Below are 18,709 nucleotides of genomic sequence, written 5' to 3'. Positions count from 1 at the left end.
GCGGCGACCTCCAGCGAAATCGCCCGGCCAACCCGGCATGAATACGCTCCTGTGCGTGAAATCCGGGTTCCGGCCTGCCACGCGCACTCGACGTGCCGGTGTAACCGCCGTCCGCCTTGCACCGAATGGGTTGCAACAGACCATGCCCGGAAGCCCTGGCACTGGCCAGCGCACCTGCGAGGCGCGCCGCGTCGGCCGCGCGGCCCGGCTTACGACAACCAGCGTCCGCGAGGGGGCACATGAGCAGTTTCACGCGGCGCTACACTAAGCCGCATCCGCCGATTCGGCCGTTCCGACTGGGGGAGACCATGAACGTGCATCTGGAAAGCACGACCGATGCCGCGTCGCCCTCCATGACCACCGCAGCGGCGGCCGGCAAGATATGCAGCCGGCTGGTCTACCGCCACACCTGGCCAATCCGCATCATGCACTGGGTCAACGTGGTCGCGCTGTCGATCATGTTCTTCAGCGGCCTGCAGATCTTCAATGCGCACCCGAGCCTGTACTGGGGCAACCGCTCCGATCCGGGCAAGGAAATCCTCTCGCTGGACGCGCGGCGGGATGCCAACGGGCAGCTGGTCGGAGTCACCCGGCTGGGCCGGCACGAGTTCATCACCACCGGCGTGCTCGGCGTGTCCGACGGGCCGGACAGCACGCCGCGGGTGCGCGGCTTCCCCTCGTGGCTCACCGTGCCCGGCTCGCGCTGGCTGGCGATGGGGCGGCAGTGGCACTTCTTCTTCGCGTGGATCTTCGTGCTCAACGGCCTGTGCTACCTGGGCTACTCGATTGCGAAGAAACACCTGCAGCGCGACCTGATTCCCACGCGCGCCGACTGGCGTGGCATCGGCCGCTCGATCGTCGACCACCTCAAGTTCAAGCATCCGCACGGCGCGGAAGCCCTGCGCTACAACATCCTGCAGCGGCTGGCCTACCTCGTGGTGATCTTCGTGTTCGGCATCGGCGTGGTGCTGATGGGGCTGGCGATGTCGCCACGCCTGGACGCGGTGCTGTCGCCGCTGGTGGAGGCGGTGGGCGGGCGGCAGAGTGCGCGCACCATCCACTTCATCATCGCGTGGGGCTTCGTCGCCTTCGTGCTGATCCACGTGTTCGAGGTGTTGATCAGCGGCGCGTTCAACCAGCTGCGCGGGATGATCACCGGCTGGTACAAGGTGGACCTCACGCCGCCCGCCGACACCGTCGCCGCCGACGCGGAGAAAGACCATGACTGATCGCCGCTCCTTCATTCGCATGGCCATCATGGGCACCGCCGGTGTCATCGTCGCTGGCTGCGACCGCATCTCGCAGAGCGACTGGGGCCCGAAGGTGCTGAACAAGGCACAGGGCCTCAACCGCCGCGTGCAGACGTTGCTGGCGCCGTCCAGCGCGATGGCGAAGGAGTACACCGAGGCCGACCTTTCGCCGGTGTTCCGCTCCAACGGCACCGCCATGCCCACCACCGAGGCCTACCAGGCGCTGCTGGCCAACGGCTTCCGCGACTACCGGCTGCAGGTCGGCGGGCTGGTGGATCGTCCGCTGTCGTTCTCCATCGACGACCTCAGGCAGATCGAGCAGGTGGCGCAGATCACCCGCCACGACTGCGTGGAAGGCTGGAGCGCGATCGGCAAGTGGCACGGCACGCGGCTGTCGCACGTGCTGGACCGGGTGGGCGTGAAAGCCGGCGCGCGCTACGTGGTATTCCACTGCTACGACGAGATGGACCCCGGCGAGCCGTACTACGAGAGCGTGGACCTTCCCGAAGCCCGCCACCCGCAGACGCTGCTCGCCTGGGGCCTCAACAACCAGCCGCTGCCGATCAAGAACGGCGCCCCGCTGCGCCTGCGGGTGAGCCGCCAGCTCGGCTACAAGCAGGCCAAGTACATCGCCCGCATCGAGCTGGTGGATTCGTTCGAGCACATCGCCGGCGGCAAGGGCGGCTACTGGGAAGACTACGGCTACGAGTGGTACGCGGGGATCTGAGTGATCTCGGGAAAGCGTCGGGGCTGAAGCCCCTCCCACAGATAACCCGCCTCAGCTGTGGGAGCGACTTCAGTCGCGACGCTCTGCGCCATGGCCGGAGCGTCGGGGCCGAAGGCCCCTCCTACAGGCGGCTCGCTGCGGATCCGGCGCCGCTCAGTCGACCCGGGCGTACATCACCGCATGCGCGGGCAGCTGCAGCGTGCCACCAGAGAGCGTGCCCTGTGCCAGCCCATGGCCTTCCAGCGGCACCAGCGTCCCCAGTGCCGACACGTCCAGCGACACCGGCTGCGCGCCCAGGTTGAAGGCGGCAAACGCCGTCTGGCCATCGAGCGTGCGGGTGAACGCGAGCACCGGCTCGGGCGCATCGACGAAGCGGATGTCGCCCCTGCACAGCGCCGGCTGCCGGTGACGCCAGTGCATGAAGGTGCGGAAGCCGTGCAGTGCCGAGGCCGGGTCGGTCTCCTGATGCTGCACCGAGCGCGACGCGTGGTCCACCGGCACCGGCAGCCACGGCGGCGCGCTGCTGAAACCGGCATGCGGACGATCGTTCCACGGCATCGGCGTGCGGCAGCCGTCGCGGCCCTTGAAGGTGGGCCAGAAGGCGATGCCGTAGGGATCGCGCAGCGCCTCGTACGGCACCTCGGCCTCGGTCAGCGCCAGTTCCTCGCCCTGATACACGCACACCGAGCCGCGCAGTGAGCAGACCATCGCGGTGAGCAGGTTGGCCAGCCGCGGCGAGGCGTCGCCGTTGCCCCAGCGCGACAGCACGCGCTCCACGTCGTGGTTGGAGATCGCCCAGCACGGCCAGCCTTCGGTCATCTGCGCATCCAGCCGCTCGACCGTGCCGCGGATGTACGCGGCGCTGAAATCGTCGGTGAGCAGCTCGAAGCTGTAGCCCATGTGCAGGCGCCTGCCCGAGGTGTACTCGGCCATCGTGGCGAGCGAATCTTCCGAGGAAATCTCGCCCAACGCGGCCACGTCATCGTAGCGGTCCAGCAGCGCGCGCAGCTCCTCCAGAAACGCCAGGTTCTCCGGCTGCGTGTTGTTGTACCAGTGGCGCTGGAACGCGTACGGGTTGTCCGGGCTGAAGCCGCGGCCCACCCGCTCGCACGGCGGCTTGGGCGGGTTGTCGCGCAGCTGCGCGTCGTGGAAGCAGAAGTTGATCGCGTCCAGGCGCAGACCGTCGACGCCGCGGTCGAGCCAGAACTTCACGCTGTCCAGGATCGCCGTGCGCACCGCCGGATTGTGGAAGTTGAGGTCCGGCTGCGAGGTGAGGAAGTTGTGCAGGTAGTACTGGCCGCGCCGCGGCTCCCACTGCCAGGCGCAACCGCCGAACAGCGACAGCCAGTTGTTCGGCGGCGTGCCGTCTTCCCTGGCGTCAGCCCACACGTACCAGTCGGCCTTCGGGTTGTCGCGGCTGGCCCGGCTTTCCTGGAACCACGCGTGCTCGATCGAGGTGTGGCTGAGCACCTGGTCGATCATCACCTTCAGGCCGAGCGAGTGCGCCTTGGCGAGCAGGCGGTCGAAATCGTCCAGCGTGCCGAACAGCGGATCGACGTCGCGGTAGTCGGCGATGTCGTAGCCGAAATCGGCCATCGGCGACTTGAAGAACGGTGCGATCCAGATCGCCTCCACCCCGAGCCCGGCCACGTAGTCGAGCCGCTCGATGATCCCCGGCAGGTCGCCGACGCCGTCACCGTTGGTATCGAGGAAGCTGCGCGGGTAGATCTGGTAGATGACGGCTCCGCGCCACCACGGTTGCTTGTGCATGCATTGATCCCGACGTCCGCGCGGCGCCCCCGGTTGGGCCGCGCGTGCTGCGCGAGGCAGCGGTGGCGGGCAGCTTAATCGCCCCTCCCCCCGCTTCCGACCACCCTGCATACGTATTCATGGCAAACGGTCGATGCCCCGCAGCCCTTGCGGCGCATGGTGCGTCGCCGCATCGATCCCGGCACGCGACAGCCCCACCCATGTTCCGCGCCGCAGCGCGGAGGCCCCATCCGCAGTACTCAACGAGCAGTGCGCGTGGCGTCGTGGCAAGAGTGAAAACGACACGCAACCCAACGGCCCGGCCGTTTCGGCAGGCCATCCACACGGCGCGGCATGGCGCCATCGACAGAGAGAGGACATGACGACAGTTGGACGTCCAGACGTCCATGCCACACCTCCCGGACCGCCCGGGAAACACTCTCGCGACAACCCGCCACTCCACGCCAACTGGCTGGCACGGGCCGTCGCGCGTCGCCACGCCGGAGCGCGTACCGACGTCGACAGGACCCCAACCGCAGCGACCGATTTGCGGCAACGCATCAATGACAGGAATCCTTCAATAGCAATGGAAGTTGACGGTTTTCGCCAAATGAATATTGCGTCGCCGCAAGAAAAAATTTCAATTGCAACAATGTGATAGCGGCATGACGGATTGTTATGAATACGTATGCAAGTTTGCGCTGCATGCCCGGGCGCAGGGCTAACATCCCGCCCCGACGGCACATTCACAACGTCGTTCGCAACGGGCAGGCCGGATTCGAATCCAACGGCACTCCCGGCGAAATCAAAATCGATTTTCCAAGGGGAGGCGTACATGTTGAATCTCAAGCGCAATCTGCTCAGCGCGGCGCTGGCATCGGCCATGTTCATGGTGGCAACGCACGCGCAGGCGGATGCCGCGGCGGCAGCCGGCCCGCAGTCCACCGACAGCGCAAAGAACACCGACTCGTCCACGCAGGGCAAGGACGGCAAGAAGGCGGACGCCAAGCGCGGCGCCACCAAGCAGTTGCAGGCCGTGGAAGTGCACGGCTTCGTCAGCAGCCTGGAAAACTCCACCGCGGTCAAGCGCAATGCCGACTCGATCGTCGAGGCCGTCTCCGCCGAGCAGATCGGCAAGCTGCCGGGCGTCTCGATCGCCGACACGCTCGGCCGCCTGCCGGGTCTGGCCGTGCAGGAAGTGAGCGGTCGCCCGCAGGTGCTGACCATCCACGGCCTCGGTCCGGACTTCTCCACCGCGCTGGTCAACGGCGGCCAGCAGGTGTCCACCTCCAACAACCGCGACGTGCAGTTCGACCAGTACCCGTCGAGCTGGTTCAACACGGTGGTGGTGCACCTGAGCCCGCAGGCCAACCTGATCGGCCAGGGTCTCGCCGGCACGGTCGACATGCAGACCATCCGTCCGCTGGAGAAGAACAAGCCGGAAGCCGCGGTCAACGCGCGCTACATCTGGAACGACATGTCGCAGCTGTCCAAGGGCCCGGGCGTCAGCGACCGGGGCTACAACCTCAACGGCGTGTGGGTGAACCAGTTCGCCGACCATACCGTGGGCGTCACGCTGGGTGTGGATTTCGAGAAGAACCCGGCGCAGATCGAGCACCAGGCTCCCTGGGGTTATCCGACCGACGCCAACGGCAATGCGGTGGTGGGCGGCGCGAAGAACTACGGCATCTCCGACACGATGAAGCGCAACGGTCTGCTCGCCACGTTCCAGTGGCAGCCGAACGAGCACTACACCGGCACGATCGACATGACGTACACCAACTTCAAGGAAGTGCAGCAGGCCAAGGGCATGGAGTTTCCGCTGCTCTGGAGCGCGGCCCAGTTGCAGCCGGGCGGTACCGTGGAGAACGGCCTGATCACCAGCGGCACCTACAGCAATGTCAAGCCGGTGATCCGCAACGACTACAATGCCACCTCGGCGCGCGTGTACAACTTCAACTGGGACAACAAGTTCCACTTCAACGATGACTGGTCGGCGGATCTGGTGGGCAACTACTCCCGCGCTACCCGCGACGACATCAACCTGGAGAGCTACTCTGGCACCGGCTACGCCAGCAACGGCGCGACCGACACCATCGGCTTCGTCGAGCGCAGCAACGGCCTGCTCTACCTCAACCCGTCGCTGGATTACACCAACGGCGTGATGCTGACCGATCCGCAGGGCTGGGGCGGCGGCAACGACGTGGTGCAGGCCGGCTTCATCAACGCGCCGCACACCGTCGACTACCTGGCCAACCTCAAGCTGAGCGTGCAGCGCGACTTCGCCAGCGGTCCGTTCTCCAGCCTGGAGTTCGGCGTGGCGCACAGCACGCGCAACAAGACCTACCACATCGACCAGACCTTCCTGACCCTGGGCGGCGGCACCATCAGTGGCGGCAATGCGGTCACCTCGGCACCGTACAGCGGCACCGATTGCAGCCCGCTGGCCTGGATGGGCATCAGCCAGCAGCTTTGCTACAACCCGCTGGACCTGATCGCCAATGGCACCCTGGTCGGCGTGCCGACCTTCGGGTCGTCGCTGTCGATGCCGCCGGACTGGAAGGTGCGCGAGAAAGTGCTGACGCCGTACTTCCAGTTCAACCTGGACACCTACCTGGGCAACGTCTCGCTGCGCGGCAACTTCGGCGTGCAGATGCAGCACACCTCGCAGCGTGCGTCGGGCGAGCGCGTGGCGCCGGGCAGTTCGGTCACCGGCAACGCGATCACGCTGATCCCGGTGAGCGGCAGCACCAGCTACAACAAGTACCTGCCGAGCGCCAACCTGATCTTCGGCCTCACCGACAACGACGACGTGCGCGTCAGCGCGGCCCGCACGCTGGCCCGTGCGCGCATGGACCAGATGAACGCCAGCCTGGCGGTGAGCGGCAACATCACCCACCTGACGTCGACCGATCCGAACCAGGCCTACTTCAGCGCCTCGGGTGGCAACCCGAAGCTGAAGCCGACGATGGCCGACAACTACAACGTCAGCTACGAGCACTACTTCTCGGGCAGCTCGTCGGGCTTTGCCTGCAACTCGGCCGACAACAAGAACTCGGACCTGTGCCGTACCGGCGGCGGTGGCTACTTCGCGCTGTCGGGCTACTTCATCGCCCTGCACGACTACATCAACCCGAACTCGGCGTTCCTGTACGACTTCAGCTCGTTCCTGCCGTTCGGCCTGACGCCGGCCCAGCTGGCGCAGCTCGGCACGACGCTCGGCACGGTGTCCGGCCCGCAGAACGACGGCCGCGGCTACGTGAAGGGTGCACAGGTCACGTTGAACCTGCCGGCTGGCCTGATCACGCCGGCACTGGACGGCTTCGGCGTCATCGTCACCGGCAACCGCACCAAGAGCTCGCTGGTCTATCCGGGCAATCCCGAACCGATCACGGTGCCGGGCCTGTCCAAGTGGGTTGCCAACGGCACGCTGTACTACCAGCATGCCGGCTTCGAGGCGCGCGTGAGCGACAGCTACCGCTCCAGCTTCCTGGGCGAGGTGTCGGGCATCAGTGCCTCGCGCATCCTGCAGACGGTGGGTGGCGGCAGCACGTATGACGCACAGGTCAGCTACACCTTCGACCACGGCCCGCTGGACGGCCTGACGATCATCGCGCAGGGCTCCAATCTGTCGAACAAGGTGTTCACCACGTACCAGAACAACGATCCGCGCCAGGTGCAGACCTGGGAGCGCTACGGTCGCCGTTACGAGGTGGGCGTCTCCTACAAGTTCAAGTAAGCCGCAGGGCTTACCTCCCCACCGGCCCCGTTGAGTGCATCCAACGGGGCTTTTTTTTTGACAGGCGGCCGGTCAGCCGCTAACCAGCAGCTTTCATCGCAACCGGGACAACACCATGCAGCCGCATCCGATCCAGCGCGTGGTCATCGTCGGGGGCGGCACCGCCGGCTGGATGGCCGCCGCGCTGCTTGCCAAGGCGTTCGGACCGACGCTGTCGATCCGCCTGATCGAGTCTGACGAGATCGGCACGGTCGGCGTGGGCGAGGCCACCATTCCGCAGATTCGTCACATCAACCAGTTCCTCGGCATCGACGAAGACACCATGCTGCGCGCCGTGCACGGCACCTTCAAGCTGGGCATCGAGTTCAACGACTGGCGGCGCATCGGCGACTCCTACCTGCACGCCTTCGGCGACCTCGGCCTGCCGCTGGGGCTGGTGCCGTTCCAGCATTACTGGCTTCGCGACCGCCAGCAACGCGGCAATGACGCGCCCGATTTGTGGAGCTACTCGATCAACGCGCAGGCCTGCCGCCAGATGCGCTTCGGCCGCATGGAGCGCGTGGGCAGCAGCCCGCTCACCGGCGTGCGCTATGCCTACCACCTCGATGCCGGGCTGTACGGGCAGTACCTGCGCGCCACCTGCGATCCGGGTCATGTGCAGCGGATCGAGGGGAAGATCGTCGACGTGCGCCTGCGCGCCGAGGATGGCTTCATCGAATCGCTGCAGCTTGGCAGCGGCGAGATCGTCGACGGCGATCTGTTCATCGACTGCTCGGGCTTCCGCGGCCTGCTGATCGAGGGCGCCCTCAAGAGCGGCTACGACAACTGGCAGCAGTGGCTGCCCTGCGATCGCGCGGTGGCCGTGGCCAGCGCAAGGGTGGCGCCGATGCGGCCGTACACGCAGGCCAGCGCCCGCGCGGCCGGCTGGCAATGGCGCATTCCGTTGCAGCATCGCAACGGCAACGGCCACGTGTACTGCAGCGAGTACATCAGCGACGACGAGGCCACCGCCACTCTGCTTGCGCACCTGGACGGCGAGGCGCTGGCCGAGCCGCGCATGCTGCGCTTCACCACCGGCATGCGGCGCAGGAGCTGGAGCCGCAACTGCGTGGCGCTGGGCCTGGCCAGCGGCTTCATGGAGCCGCTGGAATCGACCAGCATCCACATGATCCAGTCCGCCATCAGCCGGCTGATCTCGCTGTTTCCCGACCGCCACTGCGACAGCGCGCTGAGCGACGAGTACAACCGCCAGACCCGACTCGAGTACGAGAGCGTGCGCGACTTCCTGACATTGCACTACCGCGCCACCGAGCGCGAGGACACGCCGTTCTGGCGCCACTGCCGCGCCATCGGCATGCCCGAGCACCTGGCGCGGCGGGTCGAACTATTCCGCCAGAGCGGGCAGATCTTCCGCCACGGCGAGGAACTGTTCACTGAGGTCGGCTGGCTGCAGGTGCTGATCGGCCAGGGCATCGCGCCGCAGCACTACCACCCGATGGCCGATGCGCTGCCCGCCGCCGAACTGGAGACGTTCCTGGGAAACATGCGCACGCTGATCCAGCGCGCGGTGCAGACCTTTCCCGGACACGAGTCGTTCGTGGCCGCGCATTGCCGCACCGGGGGTTGAGCGTCGACGCGCAGCGCACGCTCCCGCCGCGGACCGACCTTCGGCACCGCGAGCACTCGCTGGCAACGGACCGCCACCGCTGCGGCGCGTGCAGGATGACGGCCCCGAAAATCTTCCGCACTGCACCACGGAAAAGCGCGTGGCGCCGCCGATGAATACGTATGCAGCACGGCCGCATGCCCCGGGTGTCGGCCTACCATGGGGACCGATTTGGACGTCCGAACGCCGCGTGCATGTCGCCCTCCGTTTCGCACTGTCCGCCGCCTGCCAGGGGAGTACCGCTTGATCCGCCATACCGCGCTCGCGTCGCTGTTCGCCTCCGCCCTGCTCCTGGCTGCCTGCGCCAGTGCGCCCGCTCCGCCGCCGCAGCCAGTGGCGGCAACCGCAGGCCCCGCCCGTTCCGGCGTGTACTACGAGATCTTCGTGCGCAGCTGGTACGACACCGATGGCGACGGTATCGGCGACCTCAACGGCGTCACCGCCAGGCTCGACTACCTCAAATCGCTGGGCGTCAGCGGCATCTGGCTGATGCCGATCAACCCCTCGCCCAGCTACCACGGCTACGACGTCACCGACTACGAGGCGATCAACCCGCAGTACGGCACCATGGCCGATTTCGAACGCTTGCTGCGCGAGGCGCACCAGCGCGGCATCAAGGTGATCATCGACCTGGTGATCAACCACACCAGCAACCAGCACCCGTGGTTCCTCGCCGCACAAAACCCGCGCGACCCGCACCACGACTGGTATCAATGGGCCACTCCCGACACCGACCTGGCCCAGCACAGCGCCGCGGGCGACCGCGCCTGGCAGGCGCTGCCGGATGGCCGGCACTACCTGGGCATCTTTTCGCCGGGCATGCCGGATCTGAATTACGACAACCCGGCCGTGCGCCAGGCGATGGTCGATGTCGGCCAGTTCTGGTCGCGCAAGGGCGTGGACGGTTTCCGGCTGGACGCGGCGCGTCACATCTACCTCGACTTCAGGTCGCAGGAAGGCGACCCCGCGGTGCTGGCGAAGAACCTCGCGTGGTGGCGGCAGTTCATGCGCGGCGTGCGCGCGGTGAACCCGCACGCCTACGTGGTCGGTGAGGTCACCGAAAGCCGCTGGCAGCAACTCGCACCGTGGTACGGCGCGCTGAGCGCGGTGTTCGACTTCCCACTGGCCACGCGGATGATCGACGCGGCGCGCGGCGAACGGGCCGGCGACCTCGCCGAGCACCTGCAGCAGCGCTACGCGGGTTTCGCGGCGGCGGCCGGCCGGCCGGGCAGCGATGCGCCGTTCCTGTCCAACCACGACCAGAACCGCGTGATGAGCCAGCTCGACGGCGATGCTGCGCACATGCGCACGGCCGCGGCAATGCTGCTCACCCTGCCCGGCCACCCGTTCGTCTACTACGGCGAGGAGCTGGGCATGCGCGGGGTGAAGCCCGACCCGGACCTGCGCGAGCCGATGCGCTGGGAGCGCAGCGCACGGGCCAGCGGCGAGACCCGCTGGAAACCCTCGACCTCGCACGATGGCGCGGACGTCTCGGTGCAGGCCGAGCTGGCCGATCCCGATTCGCTGCTGGCCCGCTACCAGACGCTGATCCACTGGCGCGAGCAGATCCCCGCACTGCGCGACGGCGCGCTCACCGCCTTTGCCAGCGGCAACGCGCACGTGGTCGGCTGGCAGCTGGCAGATGCGGACTCGCGCGCGCTGGTGCTGCACAACCTCTCCGGCCAGGCGCAGACCGTGGCGCTCGGCGGCGACGCGCAGGAGTTCTCGACGATCGCGCGCCAGGCCGGCACCGGCGCCACGCTCGATGGCCGCCTGCTCACGCTGCCGCCCTACACCTCGGCGATCCTGCAGTGATGCCGCTTTCCCGTCCCCCGATGCAAGGTTTCCGCATGTCCCACGTCACGTCACGCCAGCTGACGCTCGCCCTCGGTCTCTGCCTCGGCATGGCGCTCTTGCCGGCGTCCGCCGCCACGACCGATACCGCATTCACCGCGCAGGTGGCGCACGGCAGCCTCACCCTCGCCCACGGCAGCGACCGCATCGCGATCGGCTTCATCACGCCCAACACCGTGCGCGTGCACGTGCTGCCGAACGGCGAGAGCAGTCCCGCCTCCATCGTGATCGACCCGAAGGCGATGCCGGCCACGCTCAGCGACGTGAAAACCCGCACCGCGGGCGGCGTCACCACGCTGTCCACCGCGGCAGCCACACTGCGCTGGGATGCGCGCGACGGTAGCCTGCAGTTTTCCGACGCGTCCGGGCACGTGCTGCTGACCCAGCATGGGCTGGGCGCGCTCGCCGACGGCAAGCTGTCGCTGGATCACGCCAAGGGCGATCCGCTCTACGGCATCGGCGGCTACAACGCCACCGAGGACGCCAGCGCCGGCCTGCTGCGCAGCGGCACGCAGAAGATCACCGCGGGCGAACAGGGCCATGCCGGCGCGCCGCTGGTGTGGAGCACCGCCGGTTATGGCGTACTGATCGATACCGTGGGCGGCACCTTCCATCTCGACGGTGCCCGCATCGCCGCCAGCGATACCTCGCGCAAGGACCTGGACTACTACCTGATCGCCGGCGCGCCGAAGCAGATCTTCGCCGACGTGGCCAGGGTCAGCGGCCACACACCACTATTTCCGAAGTGGGCGATGGGCTTCACCAACAGCCAGTGGGGCATCGACGAGAAGGAGCTTCTGCAGATCGTCGACACCTATCGCGCCAGGCACATCCCGATCGACAACTTCACGCTGGACTTCGACTGGAAGGACTGGGGCAACGACTGGGGCGAGTTCACCTGGAACACCACCAAGTTCCCCGACGGCCCCAGCGGCAAGCTCAAGCAGATGCTCGACGCGCGTGGCATCAAGCTCACCGGCATCATGAAGCCGCGCGTGCACGTGAACACCGTCGAGGGTCGCGAGGCGGCCGAGCGCGGTTATTTCCTCAAGGGCAACAAGCCGACCAAGGATTACTTCTCCGGCAAGCCGGTGCGCGAGATCGACTTCGCCAACCCGAAGGCGCGCATCTGGTTCTTCGACCACATGAAAAGCGCGTTCAAGTCCGGCATCGTCGGCTGGTGGAACGACGAGGCGGACAACGTCGGCATCGACACCCAGCACCTGGACATGCAGCGCGCGATCTACGACGGCCAGCGCGCCATCTCCAACCAGCGCGTGTGGTCGATCAGCCGCAACTTCTACCTCGGCGCGCAGCGCTACGCCTATGGCATGTGGTCGGGCGACATCCACACCGGCTTCGCCAGCATGGCCGGCCAGCGCGCGCGCATGCTGAGCGCCATCGACGTGGGTGCGATGCAGTGGGGCATGGATACCGGTGGTTTCACCGGGGGCACGCCGACGCCCGAGAACTACGCGCGCTGGGTGCAGTTCGGCGCCTTCGTGCCGGTGTTCCGCGTGCACGGCGACTCCAGCCAGAAACGCCAGCCGTGGATATACGGGCCCACCGCCGAGAAGGCCGCCGCCGCTGCGATCCGCCTGCGCTACCGCCTGATCCCCTACATCTACAGCTACGAGGACCAGCGCCGCCTCACCGGCGTCGGCCTGGTGCGCCCGCTCACCTTCGACTGGCCGAACGATCCGAAGGTGCGCAACGACGTGGCCAGCTGGATGTTCGGCGAGAGCCTGCTGGTGTCGCCGGTGGTCGAGCAGGGCCAGACGTCCAAGACCATCTATCTGCCCGCCGGCCAATGGACCGACTGGTTCACCGGCAAGCGCTACGCCGGCGGCCGGAGCGTGACGCTGGCGATCGATGCCAAGCAGTGGAGCGACATCCCGCTGTTCGTGCGCGACGGCGCCATCGTGCCGACCCAGCCGGTGATGGACTACGTGGGCCAGCATCCGGTGACGCAGGTGGACGTGGAGATGTTCCCCGCCGCCCAGCGCACGTCGTTCGACTATTACGACGACGACGGCACCACCTACGCCTACGAGCACGGCGCGTATTTTCGCCAGCCGCTCAGCCTGCAGCGCACGGCCGATGGCGTGCAGGTGGAAACCGGCGCCGTCGAGGGCAGCTTCACGCCCGCGCTGAAGTTCTATCTGTTCAAGGTGCATGGTGGCGCGGCCACCACGGTGACTGCCGACGGCAAGGCGCTGCCGCATGCCGCCAGCGTCGATGCGCTCGATGACGGCAACGGCGAGGGCTGGACCACCGGCACCGATCGATTCGGCGCGGTCACCTGTGTCCGGGTGAACGCGGCGCAGGCGCGAACCCTCGCGCTGGTCTGGGGGCACGCGGCCATGTAAGCCCGCGCGCGCCCCTTCGCAGGGAGCTGTCGATACACCACACGTGCGGTCGGGGGGCCGTGCGGCGGCCTCGTCTGCTCCCGATTTGCCCGTGCCATGCCGGCACCGGCCATCACTGGAGGAGAAAGTCGATGTACGCAAGCAGGAAGTTTTCCCGGGAGGGACTGCAGCACCGCACGACCGCGCGCCGCGCACTCTGGCTCGCCCTGGCCGCCACGCTGGCGGCCGGCGCCCTGCCCGTCACGGCACGCGCCGCCAGCAACGACAACAACGTGGAGTGGAACGGCCTGTTCCACGACCAGGGGCCGCTGTTCGACAACCACGTGGAGCCCACGTCGAGCCAGGCGGTGACGCTCACCTTCCGCACCTTCAAAGGCGACATCACCAGCGCCACCATCAAGTACTACGACAGCGCCGACAGCGCCTTCCACACTGTGGCGATGAGCTGGTCGTCCAACGACGCCACCGGCACCTTCGACTACTGGAAGGGCACCATCCCGGCCAGCGCCGCGGAGAAGTACTACCGTTTCAAGATCACCGACGGCAGCGCCACCGCCTGGTACAACGCCGCGGGCATCAGCTCGTCCGAACCCAGCTCCGGCGACTTCTTCGTCATCCCGAACTTCACCACCCCGGCGTGGATGAAGAACGGCGTGATGTACCAGATCTTCCCCGACCGCTTCTACAACGGGAGCACCGCCAACGACGTCAGCAACGGCCAGTACACCTATGCCGGCTGCGCCACCGAGCAGCACGCGTGGGGTACCAGCGTCTACGCCAACGTCAGCGGCTGCAACACCGCGGTGTTCTTCGGCGGCGATCTGGCCGGCATCGACCAGAAGCTCGGCTACATCAAGAACACCGTCGGCGCGAACATCCTCTACCTCAACCCGATCTTCCTCTCGCCGAGCAACCACAAGTACGACACCGAGGACTACATGACGGTGGACCCCGCGTTCGGCAGCAACAGCACGCTGCAAACGCTGAGCGCGGACATCCACTCCACCGGCAACGGGCCTAAGGGCTACCTGGTGCTCGACGGCGTGTTCAACCACACCGGCGACACCCACAAGTGGTTCGACCGCTACAACGGGTGGCCCAGCATCACCGGCGCCTATGAGTCGCAGTCCAGCCCGACCTACGGCTACTACACGTTCCAGAGCTGGCCCGACACCTACTCGGCGTTCTTCGGCTTCTCCTCGATGCCCAAACTCGACTATGGCGCCAGCGGCTCGGCCGTGCGCAACGCGATCTACGGTTCGTCCACCTCGGTGGTGCAGACCTACCTCAAGTCGCCCTACTCGATCGACGGCTGGCGACTGGACGCGGCGCAATACATCGACGCCGGCGGCAACGGCGGCAGCGATGCCACCAACCACCAGATCATGGCCGAGCTGCGCAGCGCGGTGAAATCGGTCAACCCCAACGCCGACATCCTCGGCGAGTTCTGGGGCAACGCCGGCCCATGGACCGACAACGGCACCGAGTGGGACGGCGCGATGAACTACGACGGCTTCACCCAACCGGTGTCGGAGTGGATCACCGGCCAGGACTACAGCGGCAATGCCGCCTCGATCCCGGCCTCGCAGTTCGACAGCTGGCTGCACGGCACGCGGGCCAACTACCCGACCAACGTGCAGCAGACGATGAGCAACTTCCTCTCCAGCCACGACATCACCCGCTTCGGCAACCGCGCCGGCGGCGACATCTGGAAGACCTACCTCGCGCTGATCTTCCAGATGACCTACGTCGGCACGCCGACGATCTACTACGGCGACGAGTACGGCATGCAGGGCGGCGCCGATCCGGACAACCGCCGCACCTTCGACTGGAACACCGGCACGTCCACCAACAGCGCCGTGGCGCTCACCGGCAAGCTCACCGCGATCCGCAACGCCTATCCGGCGCTGCGCACCGGCTCGTTCATGAGCCTGCTGACCGACGACACCAACAAGCTGTATGCCTATGGCCGCTTCGACGCCAGCAATCGCATCGCGGTGGCGCTCAACAACGACAGCACCAGCCACACGGTGAACGTGCCGGTGTGGCAGCTGAGCATGACCAACGGCAGCACCGTCACTGACCTGCTCTCCGGCACGAAGTACACCGTGAAGAACGGCGTGGTGAGTGTCAGCGTCAACGGGCACTACGGCGTGATCCTGGCGCAGTAGGCATCTTCCAAGGCGATACGAACAGGGCCGCACATGCGGCCCTGTTCGTCAGGGTGGCGGCATCGCGTGGAAGGGTGCCGCCCGTGGCCATATCAGGTCCAGCCGCGCAGCTTGTACATCCACAGGCCGAACCCGCCACGTCGAAAAAAGCCCGCTCCCCCCGAACCCTTCGCCAGGCTCAGGCCAGGCGCGGCGAAGTCGAAGGACCGTCCTGGCCACTCGCTCACAACAGGCCCAGCACCCGCGCCTTGGCCACCGCCTCGGCCTTGTTGGCGGCGTCGAGCTTGGCGATGCAGCGGTTGATATGGAAGGCCACGGTGCGCGGGGTGATGGCCAGGATCATGCCGATCTCGTCGGCGGTCTTGCCGGCCGCGCTCCAGCGCAGCACCTCGCGCTCGCGCAGCGAGAGCATGTCCGGCGCCGGGGCGCTCATGCCCGGCAGCATGGCGACCAGTCCCTGCGCGGTGTGGGCCAGCCACAGCAGCTGCATCTCGTGCCGCTCCGGTACTGGATTCCGGCTTTCGCCGGAATGACGAAAGGTGGCAACCGCTCAAGTCCGGAGCATTGCCCCCGCCCATGGGGCATGAATACGTATGCAGCCGCTGGTTGCTGCACTGCGATGCTGCCTAGCAGCCTGTCGGGCTTTGGTGGTCGAGGCGAGAATTCGGCTGTGCGAGGACAGATTTTCGACAATTCGCCGGCCCATAGTGGTGCTATGGGCCAAGAAGCGGCGGAAATAGGGACCGCACAGACGGATTCGCAGCCCGGCCGACCAAAGCCCGACAGGCTGCTAGCATCAGGGGGCTTGGCCGGTGACGGCGCGGAGGCATGTTGCGAGCGCAGCATGCGTGGGGTGCCGCGGCGTGACATAACGAACGCCGGCATCGTCCGAGGAGAGACCCAGCATGACCCTGACCCTTCCCCACGCCATGCGCGGGACAAGCGCATGTTGAGCGCGCTGCTGGCTGCCTCGATGGCCGCCTCGATGACCACGCCGCCGGCCGCGCTGCCACCCTGGCACGACGGACTGGACTGGCACGGCGTGCACGTGAGCATCAACGCCGACGCGCAGGGCGCGTACACGCTGGCCTGGCCCTACGGCCAGCGCGTGATCGGCAAACAGCCCCTCGCGGTCGACACCGCCAGCACGCTGTTCGACGGCCTGTTCGCGATGGCGCAGGACGACCTGAAGCAGGATTCGGTCACCGCGATCCGCGACGGCGCCTTCGACCACGGCCAGCCGATCCCCTGCCACTGCTTCGAGACGGGCCTGAAGTGGCCGTACGTGTGGACGCGCGACCTGTCCTACTCGATCGACCTGGGCCTGTGGCGCTTCGACGCCGAGCGCGCGCGCAACGGCCTGAAGTTCAAGCTCTCCGACGTGCGCGTGCCCTCCGCGCCGCAGGGTTTGTATGTGATGCAGGACACCGGCTCCGGCGGCAGCTGGCCGATCAGCACCGACCGCGTGGTGTGGTTCCTCGGCGCGCGGCACCTGCTGGGCGACCAGGCTTTCGCCGCCGACGTGTACCGGGCACTCGGCGACACGCTGGCGCAGGATCGCCAGTACGCCTTCGACGCGAGGTTCGGCCTGTACCGCGGCGAGACCTCCTTCATGGACTGGCGCGAGCAGAGCTATCCGGCCTGGACCTTCGACGAGGTCACCTTCATCGGCCAGTCCTACGCGCTGTCCACCAACGTGCTGCACTACCAGGCGCTGCAGATGGCCGCCGCGATGGCGCGCCGGCACGGCGACGCCAAGGCGGCCGCCGGTTACGCCGACCAGGCGAAGGCGCTCAAGGCCGCGATCAACGCGCACTTCTGGCGTGCCGACCGCGGCATGTACATGAGCTTCCTCGGCGGCGACGGCACGCCCAACGACACCTACGACCTGCTCGGCATCGCGCTGGCGATCACCAGCGGCGTGGCCGAGGGCGAGCGCGCCTCGCAAACGCTGGCGAACTACCCCACCTGGCCGGCCGGCAGCCCGGTGATGTGGCCCGAGCGCCGCGACCAGCCGATCTACCACAACCGCGCGATCTGGCCATTCGTCAGCGCCTACGCGCTGCGCGCCGCGCGCCAGGTGAACCAGCCCGCGCGCATCGCCCACGAGATCGAATCGGTGATGCGCGGCGCGGCGCTGTACGGCTCCAACATGGAGAACTACGAGCTGCTCACCCAGGGCCAGCACCTGGACGAGGGCAAGCTCAGTGGACCGGTGGTCAACTCGCCGCGCCAGCTGTGGTCGGTGGCGGCGTACTTCGCCGTGGTCACCGAGGGCGTGTTCGGCCTCGACGAGGACGGCCACGTGCAGCCGAAGCTGCCCACCTCGCTGGTGCCCATGCTGTTCGGCAACCAGCGCAGCATCTCGCTCACCCTGCCCGACCGCACCATCACTCTGCAGCTGCCCGCGCCGTATCAGGGCAACCTGCTGGTCGCCGATCGCACGTCGACCAACGGTCGCATCACCACCGTGCACCTCAAGGCGATCACGGTGAACGACGCACCGATGCGCACCGACGCCCCGCTGTACGCGCCCGAGGCGCCGCCGGCACCCACGCTCACCGCAGCCGGCCACAGCTGGAAAGTGCAGGCCGCCGGCAAAGTGCAGCTCTACGTCAATGGCCGGCGCGCGCAGGCGATCGACGGCAGCGGCACGCTGCCGAACACCGGCACGCTGACCTGCGTCAGCGCCACGCGCGTCGCCGCCGACGGCCTCGAATCGCTGCACAGCCCGGCGGTGTGCGGCGGCGAATACGCCCCGCTCGACGGTGCGTGGCCGCGCACGTGGACAGCGCCGACCGGTGGCCGCTATCGCGTGTCGCTCGACTACGTGAACGACCACGGCCCGATCAACACCGGCATCACCGCCGCGGTGAAGATGCTCGCCATCCGCTGCGACGGCGGCGCCGAACAGCGCGTGCCGATCGTGATGCCGCACAGCGTGCGCGAGCAACGCTCCACCTGGGGCGAGTTCACCGCCCGGGCCGGCAGCCGCTGCACCTTCGCCCTGCAGGACGGCTTCAACATGAGCTACCTCTCCCACTTCGCCCACTACACCGGCGGCGTCGGCGGCGCGGAGGGTCCGCTGAACAAGGCCGAGGTGCACGGGTTGGTGATTGCGCCGCTGGGGGCTCCGGGGAACTGACCGTCGATGCAGAAATCACCCGCTACCGGCTGTTCCTTT

At 67.4% G+C, this 18,709-nt stretch carries 10 protein-coding genes; 8 read left to right on the top strand and 2 right to left on the bottom strand.

Features of this window, described 5'->3' with window-relative positions; all coding sequences use genetic code 11:
* Positions 1–308: 308 nt before the first annotated feature.
* Together ACO2Q2_RS04375 and ACO2Q2_RS04370 are read left to right on the top strand one after the other, a co-directional pair.
* Positions 309–1,229, top strand: a complete 921-nt coding sequence (locus ACO2Q2_RS04375; RefSeq protein WP_423254558.1) for a cytochrome b/b6 domain-containing protein — start codon at positions 309–311, stop codon at positions 1,227–1,229.
* Positions 1,222–1,977, top strand: coding sequence for a molybdopterin-binding protein (locus ACO2Q2_RS04370; RefSeq protein ID WP_423254557.1), 756 nt, complete (start codon positions 1,222–1,224; stop codon positions 1,975–1,977). Before ACO2Q2_RS04375 ends, ACO2Q2_RS04370 begins: the two co-directional genes overlap by 8 nt.
* Positions 1,978–2,130: 153 nt before the next feature.
* On the opposite strand, the gene ACO2Q2_RS04365 is transcribed toward ACO2Q2_RS04370, so the two are convergent.
* Positions 2,131–3,747, bottom strand: a complete 1,617-nt coding sequence (locus ACO2Q2_RS04365) for an alpha-glucosidase family protein (protein WP_423254556.1) — start codon at positions 3,745–3,747, stop codon at positions 2,131–2,133.
* Positions 3,748–4,561: 814 nt separating this feature from the next.
* Here ACO2Q2_RS04365 and ACO2Q2_RS04360 point away from each other — a divergent pair.
* The 5 genes from ACO2Q2_RS04360 to ACO2Q2_RS04340 all read left to right on the top strand — a co-directional run bounded on the left by ACO2Q2_RS04360 (position 4,562) and on the right by ACO2Q2_RS04340 (position 15,525).
* Positions 4,562–7,465: a TonB-dependent receptor gene (locus ACO2Q2_RS04360; protein WP_423254555.1), complete on the top strand. Its 2,904-nt coding sequence runs from the start codon at positions 4,562–4,564 to the stop codon at positions 7,463–7,465.
* Positions 7,466–7,580: 115 nt separating this feature from the next.
* On the top strand, positions 7,581–9,092 hold the full coding sequence (locus ACO2Q2_RS04355) for a tryptophan halogenase family protein (protein ID WP_423254554.1): 1,512 nt from the start codon (positions 7,581–7,583) through the stop codon (positions 9,090–9,092).
* A 282-nt stretch (positions 9,093–9,374) separates the two neighbouring features.
* A complete protein-coding gene (locus ACO2Q2_RS04350) occupies positions 9,375–10,946 on the top strand; it encodes an alpha-amylase family glycosyl hydrolase (protein WP_423254553.1) in 1,572 nt (523 codons plus the stop codon).
* A gap of 35 nt (positions 10,947–10,981) precedes the next feature.
* Positions 10,982–13,354: a TIM-barrel domain-containing protein gene (locus ACO2Q2_RS04345; RefSeq protein WP_423254552.1), complete on the top strand. Its 2,373-nt coding sequence runs from the start codon at positions 10,982–10,984 to the stop codon at positions 13,352–13,354.
* Positions 13,355–13,485: 131 nt separating this feature from the next.
* Positions 13,486–15,525: an alpha amylase N-terminal ig-like domain-containing protein gene (locus tag ACO2Q2_RS04340; protein ID WP_423254551.1), complete on the top strand. Its 2,040-nt coding sequence runs from the start codon at positions 13,486–13,488 to the stop codon at positions 15,523–15,525.
* 223 nt (positions 15,526–15,748) lie between these two features.
* Here the strand turns inward: ACO2Q2_RS04340 and ACO2Q2_RS04335 are convergent, their stop codons facing one another.
* Positions 15,749–16,015, bottom strand: coding sequence for a LuxR C-terminal-related transcriptional regulator (locus tag ACO2Q2_RS04335; RefSeq protein WP_423254550.1), 267 nt, complete (start codon positions 16,013–16,015; stop codon positions 15,749–15,751).
* Between the two features lie 456 nt (positions 16,016–16,471).
* Between ACO2Q2_RS04335 and ACO2Q2_RS04330 the strand changes: the two genes are divergently transcribed.
* Positions 16,472–18,670: a Six-hairpin glycosidase-like protein gene (locus ACO2Q2_RS04330; RefSeq protein ID WP_423254549.1), complete on the top strand. Its 2,199-nt coding sequence runs from the start codon at positions 16,472–16,474 to the stop codon at positions 18,668–18,670.
* Positions 18,671–18,709: the final 39 nt, after the last annotated feature.

It is taken from the genome of Dyella sp. KRB-257 (assembly GCF_049445995.1).
Lineage (GTDB): Bacteria > Pseudomonadota > Gammaproteobacteria > Xanthomonadales > Rhodanobacteraceae > Dyella_A.
The sequence above is the reverse complement of the archived record's forward strand: the minus strand, read 5'-3'. Positions and strand labels throughout refer to the sequence as shown.

Bases quoted from the DNA above. Each gene is read 5' to 3' on its own strand.
- ACO2Q2_RS04375 (WP_423254558.1), top strand. From the start codon at position 309: ATGAACGTGCATCTGGAAAGCACGACCGATGCCGCGTCGCCCTCCATG.
- ACO2Q2_RS04370 (WP_423254557.1), top strand. From the start codon at position 1,222: ATGACTGATCGCCGCTCCTTCATTCGCATGGCCATCATGGGCACCGCC.
- ACO2Q2_RS04365 (WP_423254556.1), bottom strand. From the start codon at position 3,747: ATGCACAAGCAACCGTGGTGGCGCGGAGCCGTCATCTACCAGATCTAC.
- ACO2Q2_RS04360 (WP_423254555.1), top strand. From the start codon at position 4,562: ATGTTGAATCTCAAGCGCAATCTGCTCAGCGCGGCGCTGGCATCGGCC.
- ACO2Q2_RS04355 (WP_423254554.1), top strand. From the start codon at position 7,581: ATGCAGCCGCATCCGATCCAGCGCGTGGTCATCGTCGGGGGCGGCACC.
- ACO2Q2_RS04345 (WP_423254552.1), top strand. From the start codon at position 10,982: ATGTCCCACGTCACGTCACGCCAGCTGACGCTCGCCCTCGGTCTCTGC.
- ACO2Q2_RS04340 (WP_423254551.1), top strand. From the start codon at position 13,486: ATGTACGCAAGCAGGAAGTTTTCCCGGGAGGGACTGCAGCACCGCACG.
- ACO2Q2_RS04335 (WP_423254550.1), bottom strand. From the start codon at position 16,015: ATGCAGCTGCTGTGGCTGGCCCACACCGCGCAGGGACTGGTCGCCATG.
- ACO2Q2_RS04330 (WP_423254549.1), top strand. From the start codon at position 16,472: ATGTTGAGCGCGCTGCTGGCTGCCTCGATGGCCGCCTCGATGACCACG.